The sequence below is a fragment of the Streptomyces sp. NPDC126497 genome, from assembly GCF_040302425.1.
Taxonomy (GTDB): Bacteria; Actinomycetota; Actinomycetes; order Streptomycetales; family Streptomycetaceae; genus Streptomyces.
Genome location: NZ_JBEORT010000019.1, coordinates 23,032 through 39,337, shown reverse-complemented (window position 1 = coordinate 39,337; position 16,306 = coordinate 23,032). Strand labels below are relative to the sequence as shown.

Genomic DNA, 16,306 nt, shown 5'->3' with positions numbered 1-16,306 from the left:
CGCGCGGCCGGACCGTCAGCGTTCCAGGTGGACGCGGCCGCCGATCTCCGTCCAGCCCTCCGGCTGGGGGGCGGTGAGGATCTGGGAGCCGGTGCCCTGGGTGATGTTCAGGGCACGGCCCAGCCGGTCGGTGAGCAGGAGGGCCGCGGCGCCCGTGGCCTCGTCCTCGTCGATGCCGTCGTCGCGGCCGGGGAAGGCGCGGGCGCGGACACGGCCGGCCGGTTCGTCCAGCCAGGCCCAGGCGTAGATCCACTCCCCCTTGGGCGGCACGGGCAGGTCGTCCACCTCGGCGGCGCTCGCGTACTGGCGCAGGGTGCGCGGCGGCGCCCACTCCGCCCGTGCCTCGATCCAGCAGAACTCCCCGTCCTGCCGGGCGCCCATCACCCCGGCGGGGACGACCAGTTCGGGCACGTCGAGCAGCCAGGCCGTGCCGACGCAGGGGTGACCGGCGAAGGGCAGGCGCAGGGTGGGGGTGTAGATGTCGATCACCCCGCGCTCGGGGTCGTCGACGAACACGGTCTCGCTGAACCCGAGCTTCGCGGCGAACTCCTGCCGGTCCTCCCGCTCGGGCATCACGGCCCCGTTGCGGACGACACCCAGTTCGTTGCCGTACCCGCCGCGGGGGCCGCAGAAGACGCGCAGCACGTCGTAGTCAGTCACGGGGGCATTCAAACATCACGGGTGCGGCGAGGTCGTCCCAGGTCGTGGGTCCGCCGGGGGCGGCCGGGCCCCTCGCCCGGACCGTCGCCCCGCCGGTCGTCGTGTCACGGTGCGGCCGCTGTACCCGGTCCCGGCGCTCGCGCCGTTCCCCGCCCCGGTAGGGTTCGCCTCCGGGAAGGGGAAGGTGAAGGAACCGGATGAGCAGGGATCTCGGCCTTCGAAGGCTCCGCGGACACCGCGGACACCGCGGACTCGGCGCGTGCGTGCTCACGGTCGCCCTGGCGCTCACGGCGAGCGGCTGTGTGGTGGTGCACGGTGAGCGCGAGGTGCTCCCGGCCACCACCCGCGCCGAAGCCGCCGAGGCGCTCGAGGCGTTCACGGCCGCCTACAACGAGGCCGACAAGGCGTACGACGGTTCCCTGGACGCCGACCACACCACCGGCGCCCTCGCCGACATCGACGGGGCGCGGCTGAAGGCGGGGCGGGCCAACAGCCCGGAGGGCAACGCCGGGCACACGCCGCTGAAGCTCACGGACGCGAAGTTCACCATCCCGAAGAAGGCCGGCTGGCCGCGCTGGTTCCTCGCCGACGCGGCCGGCAACAAGGGCGGCGACGCGCGCTGGCTGCTGGTGTTCACCCGGAGCGGGCTGGACGAGACCTGGCAGGCGGCCTACCTGACGCTGGTCGCCCCGGACGACATACCCGAGTTCAGGACCGACGGGGAGGGGTGGGCCGAGGCCGTGCCCGCGGACTCGGCGGAACCCGTGGTGGAGCCGGGCGAGTTGAGCGAGGACTACGCCGCGTACCTGAAGGACGGCGGGGGCGCCTTCGCCGACGGACCGCACACCAGCAGGTGGCGGGAGCAGCGCGAGAAGAAGTCGTCGCGGCCGGGGCTGGCCACGCAGTACATCGACGAGCCGGTGACCGGCGGCGACTACGCGCCGCTGGCGCTGCGCACGAAGGACGGCGGGGCGCTGGTGTTCTTCACCACCCGCCACTTCGAGAAGCAGACCGCCGCGGCCGGGGCGTCGGTGCCGACGCCGAACAAGGACGTGCTGGCGCTGACGACCGGGGAGATACGGCAGTCGCTGACGATGGAGTTCGTCTCCACCGAGGTGGCGCTGGACCCGGCCGAGGGCGAGGTGGAGATCCTGGGGCGGGTCCAGGGACTGACGGCGGCACAGGGCGAGTAGGTCCCTCCCCAAGGGCCCTTCGGTCCCTCCGGCTCCTCGGGGTCCCCGGCCCCTCCGGCGCTCCGGGTCCTTCGGGTCCGGCTCAGTGGCGCAGCGGCCAGGCCGCGCCCTCCTGGTCGGGCTGCTCGCCGGCGTGGCGGGCGCAGGAGTCGGTGAGGATCTCCAGCAGGCTCAGCGGGTCCGGCAGCGGGTGCTCGGGGCCGCGCACCCAGTGCACCGACCGGCCGTCGTCGCCGGGGAGGCGGGCGGGCGGTACGAGGACGTAGGAGCCCCGGCAGTGCCAGCGCAGGCCGGGGTGCTCGTCCATGGTCTCCGGGTGGCAGTCCAGCTCGCACGGCCACCACTCGTCCTCGTCCTCGGGGGTGCCGCGGGTGAGGGTGAAGAACAGCATCCGGCCGTCGTCGCTCTCGGCGACGGGGCCGACCTCGACGCCGGCGTCGAGCAGACGGGTGAGCGCCTCGCGGCCGGCGTCGAGGGGGACGTCGAGGACGTCGTGCACCATGCCGGTCGCGGTGATGAAGTTGGCCTGCGGCTGGTGGCGGGCCCAGCGCTCGATCTGGGTGCGGTCGGTGGTGGACTGCGTCTGCCAGGCGAACGACACCGGGTGCCGGGCGGGGGTGGGACAGCCCACGCGGTCGCAGGAGCAGCCGTATCCGGCGGCGGGGTGGGCGGCGGGCGCGAGCGGCAGTCCCGCGTCGGCGGCGGCGAGCAGCAGGGCCTCACGGCCGCCTTCGTCGGCGGCCTGCTTCGGGCGGCGTCCGCGCAGCCACTGGGAGAGTCTGCCCTGTCGGCCGCTCCGGCCGCCGAACTCCGCGCTCATCTATCCCCTCGCCTCGCCGTCGTGCCCCACAGCATGCCCTATGGTCCCACGATCGTGCGCGTCGGGGGGCCGGAGCACACAATCCGCGCAGGTGGGACGAGGGTGACCCGACGGGACGAGGGGGGTGAAGGGGACAGCCGCGCGGTGACGGACGCGGGTACCGGTTCGGGTGTCCCCGAGCGGTGGGCGGCGGTGCGCGGGCCTACCGTGGCCGCATGGTCACACGTGTCGCCCTGACGGGCCTGGCTGCCGTGGCTTCGGTGTTCTCGCTGACCGTCACGGGCTTCCGGGGCCCCCTGGAGTCGGGCCCCGGACCGCTGACGGTGGACTCGCTGCCCCGCGTCCCGTACGTCGCCCACCGGGGCGGGGCCCGCGAGGTGCCCGAGAACAGCATGTCGGGGCTGATGGCGGCGTACCGGCGCGGCACGGCGCAGGTGCTGGACTTCGACACGCGGGTGCTGCGGGACGGCACGCCGGTGGTCTTCCACGACGCGACCCTGAACCGCACCACGTTCCTGGGCGGCGAGGTGCGCGGCCTGGACGCCGGGGAGTGGCGGGGCGTACGGCTGCGTCCGCGCGACCGGCTGCCGGGGAGCTGGCGCTCGGAGCGGCCGCCGACGGTCGCCGAGGTGCTGGACCGGTTCGGCGGGCGGATCGTGCTGATGCTGGAGGCGAAGGACCCGCGCGGCCTGGACCGGCTGGCCGCGCTGATCCGGGCCCGCGGTCTGACCCGCTCGGTGTTCGTGAACACCAACGACCCCCGGGTCGCCCGCCGTGTCCACCGCCTGGGCCTGCTGACCCAGCTGTGGCGCTCGGCCCGCCAGATGCGCACCGACCGCCCCGGGCGCTGGCGCTCCTACGTCGACCTGCTCGACGTCGACGTCAGGGCGCGGGACGCCGATCTGCGGCGCGCGGTGCGCTCCGGCGTCCCCCGGGTGTGGGCCCACACGGTCCTCACCCCGGCGCAGCGCGACCGCGCCCTGGCGCTGGGCTGCAACGGCGTCATCACGGACGCCCCGGGGCTGCTGGCCCGGCATCCGGCGCGGGTGCCGGGGAGGGTGAGCGCGGTGCTGGGGCGGTGAGGCCGCCGGCCGTCCCCGCCGGTCAGCGGGGTGCGATGCCGTTGAGGGCGTAGTCGACGAGGGTGTCGGTGTAGTCGTAGGTGATCGGGCCGGTGTGCTGCAGCCAGCGCTGGGCGAGGGGGGAGACGAAGAGTTCCAGGGCGATGCGCGGGTCGACGTCGGGGCGGACGTCCCCGGCCTCCTGGGCGGCGCGCAGGCGGTCGACGTAGAGCTGGAGCTGGGGTTCCAGCAGCCGGGCGACGAACCTGCGGCCGAGCTCCTCGTTGACGAGGCCCTCGGCGGCCAGGGCCCGGGAGGGGGCCTCGAAGGCGGGGTCGTGCAGTTCGTCGACGGTGGCGCGCAGGACCGCCTTGAGGTCGGCGGCGAGGTCGCCGGTGTCCGGGAGGGCGTGCGCGACGTGGCCGGCGGCCTCGGCGGCCCGCTCGGCCATGTCGAGGAACGCCTCGAGGAGGACGTCCGCCTTCGACGGCCACCAGCGGTAGATGGTCTGCTTGCCGACGCCGGCGCGGGAGGCGATGCCCTCGATGGTGGTCCTCGGGTAGCCGGCCTCGGCGACCAGGGCGAGGGCGGCGTCGTAGATGGCCCGCCGGGAGCGCTCGCTGCGGCGGGTGGCGTCGGGGGGTGACTGGTTCGCGGCCATGGAGCCGAATTTACCAGTTGACAAGACGGTGCGTCTCGCCGGACAGTGGAGGCGTTCCACGACGAGACGATACGTCTCGTACTGTCGAGAGGAGAGTGCGATGACCCGAGGCGGAGCCGGAGACATGCTGGGCGTCGGCGGCACCCGACGGCACCTGGGCCGCGGCGCCCTGCGCGGGGGCGGGCGCGGGGGCCGGGTCGGGGGCGGCGCCGACCCGCAGGCGCAGAAGCGGGAGCTGCTGCGCGCGCTGCGGGAGAAGCGGGAGAAGCAGGGGCGGCAGGGAGGGGGTGGCGGTGCGGCGCCCGGTCAGGCGCCGACGGGCGGCCAGGGGTCGCCCCAGTCGGTGTCCCGGGCCGCCCGGTAGAGGTCGCCGTGGCGTTTGGTGACGGTGGCGCGGCGCAGGGCCGGGTCCTTCTCGCACAGGTCGAGGAGGACCTGGCCCTTGCGGATCTGCGGCTTGCGGACGACCCGGGCGGCGGCCGGGGCGACCGGCAGGCGGGTGGCGGCGACGTAGCTGAACTTCTCGTCCTCGTAGGCGAGGGAGCCGCCCTTGACCTGACGGTGCAGGGAGGACCGGCTGACCCGTGCGGAGAAGTGGCACCAGTCCGTGCCGGGGGCGATGGGGCAGGCGGCGCTGTGCGGGCAGGGGGCGGCGACGCGGAAACCGGCGGCGACCAGGCGGTCGCGGGCCTCGATCACGCGGGCGTAGCCGTCGGGGGTGCCGGGCTCGACGATCACGACGGCCTGCGCGGCGTCGGCGGCGGCGTCGACGAGGGAGGCACGGTCGGGGGCGGTGAGTTCGTTGAGGACGTAGGAGACGGTGACGAGATCGGTGCTCTCGATGGTGAGCGCCGATCCGATGCGGGAGCGGTGCCAGCGGGCGTCGCGCAGGGCGGGATGGGCGGTGGCGAGCTCCCGGCCGAGGGCGAGGGCGGGCTCGGCCCAGTCGAGGACGGTCACGGGGCGCTCCCCGTCCCAGGTCGCGCCCACCGCCCAGGCGGCCGCGCCGGTGCCGCCGCCGACGTCCACGTGGCCGCCGGGCGCCCACCCGGGCACGGCCTCTGCGAACGCCTCCAGCGCGGACCGCACCGCCTCGAACGTCGCGGGCATCCGGTAGGCGGCGTACGCGACCACGTCGGCCCGGTCCCGCAGGATCGGCGCCCCGGTCGGGGTGGCGCCCCGGTAGGTGGCGATCAGCCGCTCGACGGCCTGCGCGGCCTGCCGCGGCGGAAGCCCGTCGAGCAGCCCGGCGAGGGCGGAGCGCAGGGTTTCGGCGGTGGGCAGCGGGGCGGGGGCGTTCACCCGGCGATTCTACGGGGGCGGGACCGAGCCGCGGCCCGCCCGCGGCCGGCGGCCGCGTCGCACGCGGAAGAGGGCCGCCCGGCCCGGGGCGCCGTCCCCGACGGCTCCGCGGCTCCGTCCACCGCCTCCCGGCGGGCCCTCGACTCACACTGTGCCGCGCATCACATTCGATCCATGTCACGTCCGGGCCGCCCGTTCCCATCCGGTGGGTGTCAGTGAGCGAGCCGAGGAGGGCGAGACGATGGGCGCACGGCAGCAGACCGGTACGGCGACCGCGCACCGCGTGGTGATCCTGGGGGCGGGATACGCGGGCACGGCCGCGGCCGTCCAGCTCGCGGCCCGGGTCAAGGGGCGCGAGGACGTGCGGGTGACCGTGGTGAACGCGCAGGAGCGGTTCACCGAGCGGATGCGGCTGCACATGACGGCGGCCGGCCGGCGACTCGCCGGGCTGAGCGTCCCGGAACTGCTGGAGGGCACGGGTGCGCGGTTCGTGTGCGGCTGGGTCACCGCGGTGGACGCGGACACCAGGACCGTACGGATCGACGACGCACGGGTGCTGCACTACGACACGCTGGTGTACGCGCTGGGCGGGGTGGCCGACACGTCCGCGGTGCCGGGTGCCGCGGACCATGCGTACACCCTGAGCAGCGCGCAGGACGCCGAGTTGCTGGCCGACCGGCTGGCGCGGCTCGACGGCGGCACCGTGGTGGTCGTCGGCAGCGGGCTGACCGGCGTCGAGTCGGCCGCGGAGATCGCCGAGCGGCACCCGGGGCTGAACGTCGTGCTGCTGGGCGGGCAGGAGCCCGGTGCGACCCTGAGCCCCGGGGCCGGGGCGTACGTGCGGGCCGCGCTCGACCGGCTGGGCGTCCGGGTGCGCGCCGGGGTGGAGGTGGCGAAGGTGCTGCCCGGCGCGGTCGGGCTGGCGGACGGGGAGAGCATCACCGCCGATGCGGTCCTGTGGACGGGCGGCACGCGCGTGCCGCCGCTGGCGGCCGCAGCCGGGCTGGCCGTCGACGACCGCGGACGCATCGTCACCGACGCCGCGCTGCGGTCGGTGTCCCACCCCGACGTGTACGCGGTCGGCGACGCGGCCGCGATCCGTCAGAACTACGGCGTCATGCACGGCACCTGCCAGGGCGGCATGCCGACCGGGGTGCACGCCGCGCTGTCGATCGAGCGGGTGCTCAGGGGCAAGCGGCCCAAGCCGTTCCGCTTCGGCTACTACCACACGCCCGTGAGCCTGGGCCGCGGTGACGCGGTGGTGCAGTTCACCCGGCCCGATGACAGCCCGCGCCGAATCCACCTGACCGGACGCGTGGCCGTCCGGTACAAGGAGACGGTGACCGCCTCACCCTGGCCGACCTACAGCCGTATGAAGAAGATGCCCGCCTCGGGCGCGTTCTGGCCCCGCGGGGGCCGTTTCACCCGTGTCCGGGGGGTCCGGTGACCGACCTGTCCGCCCACCCCGGCCAGCAGGCCTTCCACGAGCACCGCAAGCTGCTGTTCTCCGTGGCCTACCGCCTCCTCGGCACCGCGGCCGACGCCGAGGACGTGGTCCAGGACGCCTGGATCAAGTGGTCCGCCGCGGACCGTTCGCAGGTGGTCGACCCCAGGGCGTACCTGACGCGGATCGTCTCGAACCTGGCGCTGGAACGGCTGCGCTCCGCCCGGCACAAGCGGGAGACCTACATGGGGCCGTGGCTGCCGGAGCCCATCCTCACCGGCGGGGACGCCGCCGAGGCCGTCGCGGACGCCGAGTCGGTGTCGATGGCCCTGCTGGTGGTGCTGGAGACGCTCAGCCCGCTGGAGCGCGCGGTGTTCGTGCTGAAGGAGGTCTTCGACTTCAGCCACGCCGAGATCGCCGAGGCGGTGGAGCGTTCCGAGGCCGCGGTGCGGCAGGCCGCGCACCGGGCCCGCGAACACGTGCGGGCCCGACGGCCGCGCTTCGCCGCCGACCGGTCCCGGCGGCGCGAGGCCACCGAGCGGTTCCTCGCCGCCGCGGCCGGCGGGGACGTCAACGCCCTGATGGAACTGCTGTCCCCGGACGTCGCCCTGTGGACCGACGGCGGCGGCAAGGTCCGCCAGGCCCTGCGTCCGGTCGTGGGCGCGGCCACGGTGGCCGCCTGGTTCGCGGCGATCGGCACCGTGACCTACCAGGGCGTCGAGCCCGCCGACATGAAGGCCGAGATCGTCGGGATCAACGGCGGGCCGGGCGTGGTGTTCAGCGGGCCGGGGCGCGTGATCGCCACCGTCACCTTCGACTTCGACGCCGAGGGCCGCATCACCGCCATCCACAACGTGGCGAACCCCGACAAACTGAAGGCCGTCGCGGGCGGTTCCGCCTACGACATCGGCACACGGTGAGGGGGGTACCGGGGCGGGTCCGCCGGTGCGCGCCGTGGAGGGGCGCCGCTCACATCCCCCGCACCGCCCGCGCCACCCGTGTCGCCGCCTCCGCCCTCGGCGCACTGTCCGGCCGCACCGGGCGCCGGGGATGGACCGTGTTCGCCAGGAGGATCACGTAGGTGTCCGTGGCCCGGTCCAGGACCAGGGACGTGCCGGTGAAGCCGGTGTGGCCCGCCGCGCCCCGGCCCGCCAGTTCCCCCATGAACCACGGCTGGTCCAGGGCGAAGCCCAGGCCGGGCGGGAGGAACAGCAGGTCCACGAAGTCGGGGCCGAGGATGCGGGCGGGGCCGTACGAACCGCCCGCCAGCAGGGTCCGGCAGAAGACCGCCAGGTCCCGGCCGGTGGAGAAGAGGCCGGCGTGGCCGGCCACGCCGCCCAGCGCCCAGGCGTTCTCGTCGTGCACCTCCCCCCGCAGCATCCCCCGGTCCGCCTTGGCCCACGGCCGCCGCTGGTCCTCCGTCGCCGCCGCCCCCGGGCACGGGCCGAATCCGGTCGCGGTCATGCCGAGCGGGCGGGTGATGCCGTCGCGCACCAGGACGTCGAGGGTGCGCCCGGTGAGGCGTTCCAGGACGTGCTGGAGCAGCAGCATGTTCAGGTCGGAGTAGCAGTACGCGCCGGGCGCGCCGGCCGGCCGCTCCGCGCGCAGCAGCGCCAGCCGCCGCGCGTCGTCGGCGCAGTCGTAGAGCGGGAGTTCGGGGCGCAGCCCGGAGGTGTGGGTGAGCAGCTGGCGGACGGTGACGCCGTGCCGTGCGGCCGCCGTGAAGTCCGGCAGGTAGGCGCCCACCCGCGCGTCGATGCCCAGCGTGCCCCGCTCGATCTGCTGCACCGCGGCCACCGAGGTGAACAGCTTGGTCAGGGACGCCAGGTCGAAGGGGGTGTCCACGGTCATCGGGACCCGTGCGGCCGGCGGCAGCTCGACCGGGGCGTCCGCCCCCTCGTCGTAGGCCGCGTAGCGCACGGCCCAGCCCGCCGCCTCCTGCACGGCGAGCACCGGGCCGCGTCCGACGACCACGACGGCGCCGGCCGCCCAGGGCCGTTCGCCGCTGGTCCGGGCGTGGACCTCCCGGACCAGCCGGCGGAGTTCCCGTGCGTCGAGTCCGGCCCGTTCCGGTGGGCCGGGACGCAGTCGCGGCGCGCTCAGACGCCCCCGCCCTTCGCGCCCTTCCCGTTCCGCGGGCGGCACATCCCCAGGAAGCAGGCCAGCGCGACCAGGGCGGAGACCAGCTGGACGACGGCCATCGGGACGGCGGTGTCCTCCCCGGCGATCCCGACCAGCGGGGAGGCGATCGCGGCGATGAGGAAGGACACCGTGCCGAGCAGCGCCGACGCGGAGCCGGCGGCGTGCCGGGTGCGCATCAGGGCGAGCGTCTGCGTGTTCGGCAGGGTGACGCCCATCGCGGACATCAGCACGAACAGCGCGGCGGCCACCGGCACCAGCCCCACCTCGCCGAACACGCCCAGCGACATCAGCAGCAGCGCGGCCGCGGCGACCACCACGACGACGAGGCCGATGCCGAGCACCTTGTCCAGCCCGACCCGGCCGACCAGCAGCTTGCCGTTGACCTGCCCCATGATCATCAGGCCGATCGAGTTGAGTCCGAACAGCAGGCTGAAGGTCTGCGGGGAGGCGCCGTAGATCTCCTGCATGACGAACGGGGAGGCCGCGACGTAGGCGAAGAGGGAGGCGAAGGCGAATCCGCCGGCGAGCATGTAGCCGGTGAAGGCCCGGTCGGCGAGCAGCCGGCGCATCGAGCCGAGCGCCTCGCCGACGCCCCCGCCGTGCCGGTCGGCGGGGGCCAGGGTCTCCGGCAGCTTCGCCCAGACCAGGGCCGTCAGCAGCACCCCGACGACGGTGAGGACGACGAACACGCCCCGCCAGTCCGTCACCCGCAGGATCTGTCCGCCGATGAGCGGCGCCACGATCGGCGCGACCCCGGAGATCAGCATGAGGGTGGAGAAGAAGCGGGCCATGGCCACGCCGTCGTACAGGTCGCGGGCGACCGCCCGTGCGATGACGATGCCGGCCGCGCCCGCGAGGCCCTGCGCCAGCCGGAAGGCGACGAGGAGTTCGACGGTGGGCGCGAACGCGCACAGCGCGGTGGCGACGACGTAGACCGCGAGGCCGACGAGCAGCGGGCGGCGGCGGCCCCAGCGGTCGCTCATCGGGCCGACCGCCAGCTGCCCGAACGCCATGCCGGCCAGGCAGGCGGTGAGCGTGAGCTGGACGGTGGCGGCGGGCGCGTGCAGGGACCGGGTGACCTCCGGCAGGGCGGGGAGGTACATGTCCATCGCCAGCGGCGGGATGGCCGTCAGGCCTCCGAGGAGGAGCGTGACCAGGAGGCCGGTGCGACGGGCGGCGGCGTCCCGGTGCGCCGCCGGCGCGCCCGCGCCCGCGTCCGGCGCCGCCCCCGGCGCCCCGCTCCCCACCGCCTTCGCCGTCGTGTCCGCCGTCGTGTCCGCTATGAACGCCCCGCCTTCGGGCATGTGGCCCCTCCCTTTTCACTCCATCGGCTCCCTATGCTCTCAGCTCGTACGGAGTGCTCGGCGTCAACGGCGATGTCATGGGAGCGCTTCCACCTCCATCTCTTCACGATGTGACGAACGACACGAACAGGGTGGGACACATGACGGAGCAGAAGGTGCGCTGGGGGATCCTGGCGACCGGGGGGATCGCCGCGAGGTTCACCGCGGACCTGGTGGACGTGCCGGACGCGGAGGTCGTGGCGGTGGCGTCGCGGTCGACGGAGCCGGCGAAGGCGTTCGCCGAGCGGTTCGGGATACCGCGGGCGTACGGCGACTGGGAGTCGCTGGCCCTCGACGAGGAGGTCGACGTCGTCTACGTCGCCACTCCGCACACGGCGCACCGCACGGCGGCCGGACTGATGCTGGAGTCCGGGCGGAACGTGCTGTGCGAGAAGCCGTTCACGCTGAACGTGCGGGAGGCGGAGGAGCTGGTCGCGCTCGCGCGGGGCAACGGGCGCTTCCTGATGGAGGCCATGTGGACGTACTGCCATCCGATGGTGCGGCGGCTGAAGGCGCTGGTCGACGACGGCGCGATCGGCGAGGTGCGCCACGTGCAGGCGGACTTCGGCCTCGCGGGACCGTTCCCGGCGTCGCACCGGCTGCGGAACCCGGCGCTGGGCGGGGGCGCGCTGCTGGACCTGGGGGTGTACCCGGTGTCGTTCGCGCAGCTGCTGCTCGGGGAACCGTCGGACGTCACGGCGCGGGCGATGCTCTCGGAGGAGGGCGTCGACCTCCAGACGGGAGCGCTGCTCTCGTGGGAGAGCGGTGCTCTCGCTTCGGTGCACTGCTCCATCGTGGGCGGTACGGCGACCTACGCCTCGATCACCGGCTCGCGGGGCCGCATCGACATTCCGTCCGGCTTCTTCTTCCCGGAGCGGTTCGTGCTGCACCGGGACGGCCGTGACGCCGAGGAGTTCACCGCCGACCCGGCCGACGGCCCCCGCGACAGCCTCGGGCACGAGGCCGTCGAGGTGATGCGGGCCCTGCGGGCCGGCGAGACCGAGTCCCCGCTGGTCCCGCTCGACGGCACCCTCGCCGTGATGCGGACCCTCGACGCGATCCGGGACCGCGTCGGGGTCCGCTACCCGGGGGAAACGGAGAAGGAGCTGTCCGTCACGCCGGCTTGAGCCCCTGCTCCCCCACCTCCGTCACGAAGGAGGCGGCGGTCGTGAGCGGCGCGCCCTGCGTGGTCACGTGGGAGACCGTCTTGAAGTCGGCGCGCGCCAGCTCCCGTCCGAGCGACACGGTCGTGTAGCCGCGCAGCCCGTTGTAGAACCGCAGGTGCGGGTTGGCGGCCATGTACGTGTCCCAGTTGGACGGCTTCGCGGAGCCGTTGCCGCCGCTGGTGATCGAGGACGTGACGATCTCCGTGCCCACGGTGCGGGAGTCCGGGTCGGAGAAGTCGCGCTTGATGTCGAAGCCGTAGTGCACGTGCACGTCGCCGGTGAGGACCATGAGGTTCTCGACACCGGCGGCCTGCGCGCCGGCCAACACCCGCTCGCGGGAGGCCGGGTAGCCGTCCCAGGAGTCCATGGAGACCTTGGACGGCGAGGTGGTGGAGTTGAACCGCCGGGAGAAGGTGACCTGCTGGGGCACCACGTTCCACACGGCGTCCGACCGGCGCCAGCCGTTGATCAGCCAGCGCTCCTGGGCGTCGCCGGTCAGGGTGCGCGCCGGGTCCTCGGACTCCGGGCCCGGGTACTGCCAGCCGTCGCCGTAGGCCTGGTCGGAACGGTACTGGCGGGTGTCGAGCACGTCGAACTGGGCCAGCCGGCCCCAGTGCAGGCGACGGTGGAGCCTGAGGTCGGGGCCGTCGGGGAGCTGGGGCCGGCGCAGCGGCATGTTCTCCCAGTAGGCCCGGTAGGCGGCGGCCCGGCGCAGCAGGAACTCCTCCGGCGGGACGCTGTTCTCCGGGACGTCGCCGGCGTAGTTGTTCTCGGTCTCGTGGTCGTCCCAGGTGACGACGAAGGGGTGCGCGGCGTGCGCGGCCCGCAGGTCGGGGTCCGACTTGTAGAGGGCGTACCGCAGACGGTAGTCCTCCAGCGTCACCGTCTCGTGGTTGAAGACGGCGGGCAGGGTGCCGGCGGGGTAGGCGCGCGAGCCGGCGACGGCGTTGACGGCGTACTCGTAGAGGTAGTCGCCGAGGTGGAAGACGACGTCCAGGTCCTCGTCGGCGAGATGGCGGTACGCGGTGTAGTAACCCTGGTCGTAACGCTGGCAGGAGACCAGGCCGAAGGTGAGGCCGACGGCCCGGCTGTGGGCGGGGGGCGCGGTGCGGGTGCGGCCCACCGGGCTGACGAAGCGGCCGGCCCGGAAGCGGTAGTGGTAGACGTGGCCGGGGGCCAGGTGGTCCACCTCGACGTGCGCGGTGTGGTGGAACTCCGGGTGGGCGGTCACCCTGCCCCGTCTGACGACGCGGCGGAACCGTTCGTCGAGGGCGAGTTCCCAGTCGACGGGGACGCGTTTCGCGGGCAGTCCACCGTCGGCCTGGTACGGGGCGGGGGCCAGGCGCGTCCACAGCAGGACGGAGCCGGGCAGCGGGTCGCCCGACGCCACGCCGAGCGTGAAGGGGTCCTCGGTGAGCTGTGCCGTGTCGAGTTCGGCGGCGCTCGCGGCGCCCGCGCCGGGCACGTCGACCGCGAAGGCGAGCGCGGCGGCGGCGCCGGTGACGGTCAGGAAGCGGCGGCGGCCGATGTGCCGGGCGGCCGCGCGGAGTTCGGGGGCGTGCTGTGACTGACGGACCTCGGGTGTCATCCGTTCCTCCCCTGGCGTATGGATGCAGGAGGCATGGAAACGACCGGGAACGACGCCACATTGACGCGTACACAGCATTCGGATGACGACGGCATGAGGTCCGTGTGCCGGGGCCTGCCGCGTGCCGGGGCCTGCCGTGCACCGCGGCCCAGGCACGCCGGGCGCACCGGGGCGCGACCGCCGCGCCGCGGAGAGCCGTCACCGCCGGCGTGGGCGGGCCCGCGGGAGCGCGGGTACGCACCGGTGGGCGGCGTGGGAACGGCCACCGTGCGGGCCGGTCGCCGGCGGCCCGTCAGCGGCCCGTCAGCGGCCGAGGATCCGCTCGACCTCGGCCATCTGTCCGTCGCTCAGCGCCCCCTTCCCGAGCGTCCCCGCGTTCTCCTCCGCCTGGGCGACCGACCGGAAGCCGGGGATCGGCACGGTGCGCGGGCTGCGGGCCCACAGCCAGGCGAGGGCGCCCTGGGCGAGGGTGCGGCCGTCGCCGGTGAGGACGTCCCGCAGCGCGTCGACGCGCGCCAGCCACTCCGGGTCGGCGCCGGTCCCGGCGCCGAAGCCCCGCAGCCAGGCGGGCGGCCGACTGCGGATGTCCCCCTCCCGCAGCGGCGGCCGGCCGGCGTGCCTGCCGGTGAGCAGGCCCATGGCGAGCGGACTGCGGTTGACGGAGGCGAGGCCCGTCTCCTCGCACAGCCGCAGCATCCCGGGCGCGTCCGTGAGCACGTTGAGCGCGTGCTGGACTGCGGCGCAGTGCGGCCCCATCGCGAACACGGCGGCGCGGGCCGGGTCGTCGGTGCTCCAGGCGTAGGCCCGGATCAGCCCCTGCGCCACCAGTTCCTCGCAGGCGTCCCGCAGTCGGGCCGCCCGGTCGGGGTCGGCGTCGGCGAGGTGCAGCTGGTAGAGGTCGACGTAGTCGGTGCCGAGCCTGCGCAGCGAGGCGGTCAGGGCGCGGCGGAGGTGCTCCGGGGAGTCGTCGCTCCCGGTGAGGGTGCGGGTGTCCGGGTCGAAGACGTTGCCCCACTCGGTGGCGACGACGACCTCGCTCCGGCGCCGCCCGAGGGCCCGCCCGAGGACGTGCTCGCTGTGTCCGGCCCCGTAGACGTCGGCGGTGTCGAAGAAGGTGACGCCCGGGTCGAGTGCGCGCCGGATCGCCCGCACCGACTCCTCGTCGTCGACCTTCCCCCATCCCAGGGGCTGCCCGGCGGCCGAATCCGACGGCGCTGACCTCGATGCCGCTGCGCCCCAGTGTCCGTGTGGTCTCCATGCCCCCGGAACGCCAGGAGTTGGAGCGCGCGCGAAGGCAAGTCCCGCTCCGCGCCCGCACCCGTGCCCCGCCTGTCGGTGCCCTGTGCCAGGCTCGGCTCCCATGAGCGACCATTCGACCCCGACCCCGACCTCTCCCCCGGGCGCCGGTCTGTGGGAAACCGTCGACGAGCTGTGCGGCTGGCTGGACGCGAAGCGTCCGGTCGACGGTCGGGAGGGCCTGCTGCTGCGGATCCTCAAACTGTCCGAGGAGGTCGGCGAGGTGGCCGAGGCGGTGATCGGCGCGACCGGCCAGAACCCGCGCAAGGGCACCACGCACACCTGGGACGACGTGCAGTCGGAGCTGTGCGACGTCGCCGTCACGGCGCTGGTGGCCCTGCGCACCCTCACCCCCGACGCCCGCGAGGTCTTCGCCGGCCATCTGGCCCGGGTCGCACGCCGCTCGCTCGGCACCTGAAGCGGGGGCCCGGCGGGCCGGGCCCGGCGGATCCCGCCGGTGCGGCCGTCGCCGGGAGCGCGGACCCGCGACGGGTGACCGGTGCGGCGCGCCGCACCGGTCCGCTTCCCGAGGGGTGCGGCTAGCAGGCTCCGAGGTCCTCCCAGACGCCCCACTCCCCCGTGGTGCCGGGTTCCTCGCCGGTCACCCACCACTTGGCGCGCCAGGTGCGGCCGTCGTGGGAGACGGTGTTCCCGCCGGTGTAGACGCTCGCGGCGTTCCAGACCGGCGCGGCGCAGTCGCCCGGTTCGCCGCCACCGCCGCCGTCGCCGCCGTCGCCGCCACCGCCGCCGATGTTGACGTCGATGCAGGCGTAGAAGGCGTTGGAGGTGTCGGCCACGTTCCAGACGGCGAGGACCTTCTGACGGCCGGTGAAGCCGCCGAAGTTCACCTGGTGGGCGACGTCCGCGGCCGGCTGCGCGCCGTGGCCGTCGAACTCGGCGATCTTCGTGTTGCCGATGAAGTACTGCCAGGTGTCGGTGGCGTGCCGGGCGGTGTGGTGCCAGTTGAAGGTGTGGCTCGTGCCGACCGGGGTGACGCGCCAGCCCTTGCCGTCGTCGTCGAGCTCGGCGAACTGGCTGTTGCCGCCGCTGCAACTGCGCAGCCCCTTCGGGCCCTCGACGCTCTGCGGCTCGTACGTGATCTGACCGCAGTCGACGACGCCCTCGGCGCACTGGTCCTGCCGGCTGCCGGGGTCGGTCACCCAGCCGTGGGCGTAGGCCGAGCCCGCCGGGAGGCCGACGGCGAGCAGGGGAGCGACCAGCGCTCCGATGGCGACCGCCACTCGTCTTTTCATGCTCATGACATATCCCTTTCCTTCGGTGTGTGTCGAGGCCGCCCGCGAGCGCGGTCCTGCGACCGTGCCGCAGGCGCCGCCGCACGCGCCCCGCACCCCTGCCCGGCCGACGGCCTGACCGGGACCGAGGTGGAGGGAGTAGAGGTCTAGACCTCAGCGACTAGGTCTAGACCATACCGGCACACGGGGGGCGGTCAAGGGTTCACACGAAGGGAATCGGCGAACAGGGCCGATCGGCCCAGTGGCCGCGCCGCGCCGCACGTCGTGACCTAGCGTGAGGCCTCGTCACCGTACGCGTTCACCCCGGGAGGCTAACCATGCGGCACATACGCCGCCGCGGTCCGGCTCTGACCCTCATCAGCGGCTTGGCGGCCGGC

General features: G+C 74.5%; 15 protein-coding genes and 2 pseudogenes. 8 read left to right on the top strand and 9 right to left on the bottom strand.

Going from position 1 to position 16,306, the window contains the following annotated elements; all coding sequences use genetic code 11:
* Positions 1–15 precede the first annotated feature (15 nt).
* Entirely contained in the window at positions 16–660 is a 645-nt protein-coding gene (locus ABTY20_RS12140; protein ID WP_351996880.1) for a PhzF family phenazine biosynthesis protein, read from the bottom strand.
* 73 nt (positions 661–733) lie between these two features.
* Here ABTY20_RS12140 and ABTY20_RS12135 point away from each other — a divergent pair.
* A pseudogene (locus ABTY20_RS12135) lies at positions 734–892 on the top strand (iron transporter); the annotation flags it as partial.
* Positions 858–1,853 carry an SCO2278 family lipoprotein gene (locus ABTY20_RS12130; RefSeq protein WP_351996879.1) on the top strand — a complete coding sequence of 332 codons (996 nt, stop codon included), beginning with the start codon at positions 858–860 and terminating at the stop codon, positions 1,851–1,853. The pseudogene ABTY20_RS12135 and the gene ABTY20_RS12130, both read left to right, overlap by 35 nt.
* Positions 1,854–1,935: 82 nt before the next feature.
* On the opposite strand, the gene ABTY20_RS12125 is transcribed toward ABTY20_RS12130, so the two are convergent.
* Entirely contained in the window at positions 1,936–2,673 is a 738-nt protein-coding gene (locus tag ABTY20_RS12125; protein ID WP_351996878.1) for a bifunctional DNA primase/polymerase, read from the bottom strand.
* Between the two features lie 215 nt (positions 2,674–2,888).
* Between ABTY20_RS12125 and ABTY20_RS12120 the strand changes: the two genes are divergently transcribed.
* Entirely contained in the window at positions 2,889–3,755 is an 867-nt protein-coding gene (locus ABTY20_RS12120; protein ID WP_351996877.1) for a glycerophosphodiester phosphodiesterase, read from the top strand.
* A gap of 22 nt (positions 3,756–3,777) precedes the next feature.
* Here ABTY20_RS12120 and ABTY20_RS12115 read toward each other — a convergent pair whose 3' ends face one another.
* Positions 3,778–4,395, bottom strand: a complete 618-nt coding sequence (locus ABTY20_RS12115) for a TetR/AcrR family transcriptional regulator (RefSeq protein WP_351996876.1) — start codon at positions 4,393–4,395, stop codon at positions 3,778–3,780.
* 100 nt (positions 4,396–4,495) lie between these two features.
* Here ABTY20_RS12115 and ABTY20_RS12110 point away from each other — a divergent pair, with 100 nt between their 5' ends.
* Positions 4,496–4,759 (top strand): DUF6243 family protein, encoded by a 264-nt coding sequence (locus tag ABTY20_RS12110; RefSeq protein WP_351996875.1) that lies wholly within the window; start codon positions 4,496–4,498, stop codon positions 4,757–4,759.
* On the opposite strand, the gene ABTY20_RS12105 is transcribed toward ABTY20_RS12110, so the two are convergent.
* Positions 4,702–5,697, bottom strand: a complete 996-nt coding sequence (locus ABTY20_RS12105) for a small ribosomal subunit Rsm22 family protein (RefSeq protein ID WP_351996874.1) — start codon at positions 5,695–5,697, stop codon at positions 4,702–4,704. The genes ABTY20_RS12110 and ABTY20_RS12105 overlap by 58 nt on opposite strands.
* 241 nt (positions 5,698–5,938) lie before the next feature.
* On the opposite strand from ABTY20_RS12105, the gene ABTY20_RS12100 reads away from it, so the two are divergent.
* Both ABTY20_RS12100 and ABTY20_RS12095 read left to right on the top strand, forming a co-directional pair.
* The gene (locus tag ABTY20_RS12100; RefSeq protein WP_351996873.1) at positions 5,939–7,144 is read left to right on the top strand and encodes an NAD(P)/FAD-dependent oxidoreductase; all 1,206 of its coding nucleotides are present in this window, start codon (positions 5,939–5,941) and stop codon (positions 7,142–7,144) included.
* The gene (locus tag ABTY20_RS12095) at positions 7,141–8,061 is read left to right on the top strand and encodes an RNA polymerase sigma-70 factor (RefSeq protein WP_351996872.1); all 921 of its coding nucleotides are present in this window, start codon (positions 7,141–7,143) and stop codon (positions 8,059–8,061) included. Before ABTY20_RS12100 ends, ABTY20_RS12095 begins: the two co-directional genes overlap by 4 nt.
* A gap of 49 nt (positions 8,062–8,110) precedes the next feature.
* On the opposite strand, the gene ABTY20_RS12090 is transcribed toward ABTY20_RS12095, so the two are convergent.
* Together ABTY20_RS12090 and ABTY20_RS12085 are read right to left on the bottom strand one after the other, a co-directional pair.
* The gene (locus ABTY20_RS12090) at positions 8,111–9,286 is read right to left on the bottom strand and encodes a serine hydrolase domain-containing protein (protein WP_351996871.1); all 1,176 of its coding nucleotides are present in this window, start codon (positions 9,284–9,286) and stop codon (positions 8,111–8,113) included.
* Positions 9,241–10,587: a multidrug effflux MFS transporter gene (locus ABTY20_RS12085; RefSeq protein ID WP_351996870.1), complete on the bottom strand. Its 1,347-nt coding sequence runs from the start codon at positions 10,585–10,587 to the stop codon at positions 9,241–9,243. Before ABTY20_RS12085 ends, ABTY20_RS12090 begins: the two co-directional genes overlap by 46 nt.
* 140 nt (positions 10,588–10,727) lie before the next feature.
* Here ABTY20_RS12085 and ABTY20_RS12080 point away from each other — a divergent pair, with 140 nt between their 5' ends.
* Positions 10,728–11,753: a Gfo/Idh/MocA family protein gene (locus tag ABTY20_RS12080; RefSeq protein WP_351996869.1), complete on the top strand. Its 1,026-nt coding sequence runs from the start codon at positions 10,728–10,730 to the stop codon at positions 11,751–11,753.
* On the opposite strand, the gene ABTY20_RS12075 is transcribed toward ABTY20_RS12080, so the two are convergent.
* Both ABTY20_RS12075 and ABTY20_RS12070 read right to left on the bottom strand, forming a co-directional pair.
* Positions 11,740–13,380, bottom strand: coding sequence for an alkaline phosphatase D family protein (locus tag ABTY20_RS12075; protein ID WP_351996868.1), 1,641 nt, complete (start codon positions 13,378–13,380; stop codon positions 11,740–11,742). The two genes, ABTY20_RS12080 and ABTY20_RS12075, sit on opposite strands and share 14 nt — an antisense overlap.
* Before the next feature lie 303 nt (positions 13,381–13,683).
* Positions 13,684–14,638: pseudogene (locus ABTY20_RS12070) on the bottom strand (aldo/keto reductase).
* Between the two features lie 102 nt (positions 14,639–14,740).
* Here ABTY20_RS12070 and ABTY20_RS12065 point away from each other — a divergent pair.
* Positions 14,741–15,094 carry a MazG-like family protein gene (locus tag ABTY20_RS12065; RefSeq protein ID WP_351996867.1) on the top strand — a complete coding sequence of 118 codons (354 nt, stop codon included), beginning with the start codon at positions 14,741–14,743 and terminating at the stop codon, positions 15,092–15,094.
* 121 nt (positions 15,095–15,215) lie between these two features.
* Here ABTY20_RS12065 and ABTY20_RS12060 read toward each other — a convergent pair whose 3' ends face one another.
* Complete coding sequence (locus tag ABTY20_RS12060; RefSeq protein WP_351996866.1) at positions 15,216–15,935, bottom strand: lytic polysaccharide monooxygenase; 720 nt, start codon at positions 15,933–15,935, stop codon at positions 15,216–15,218.
* Positions 15,936–16,306 lie beyond the last annotated feature (371 nt).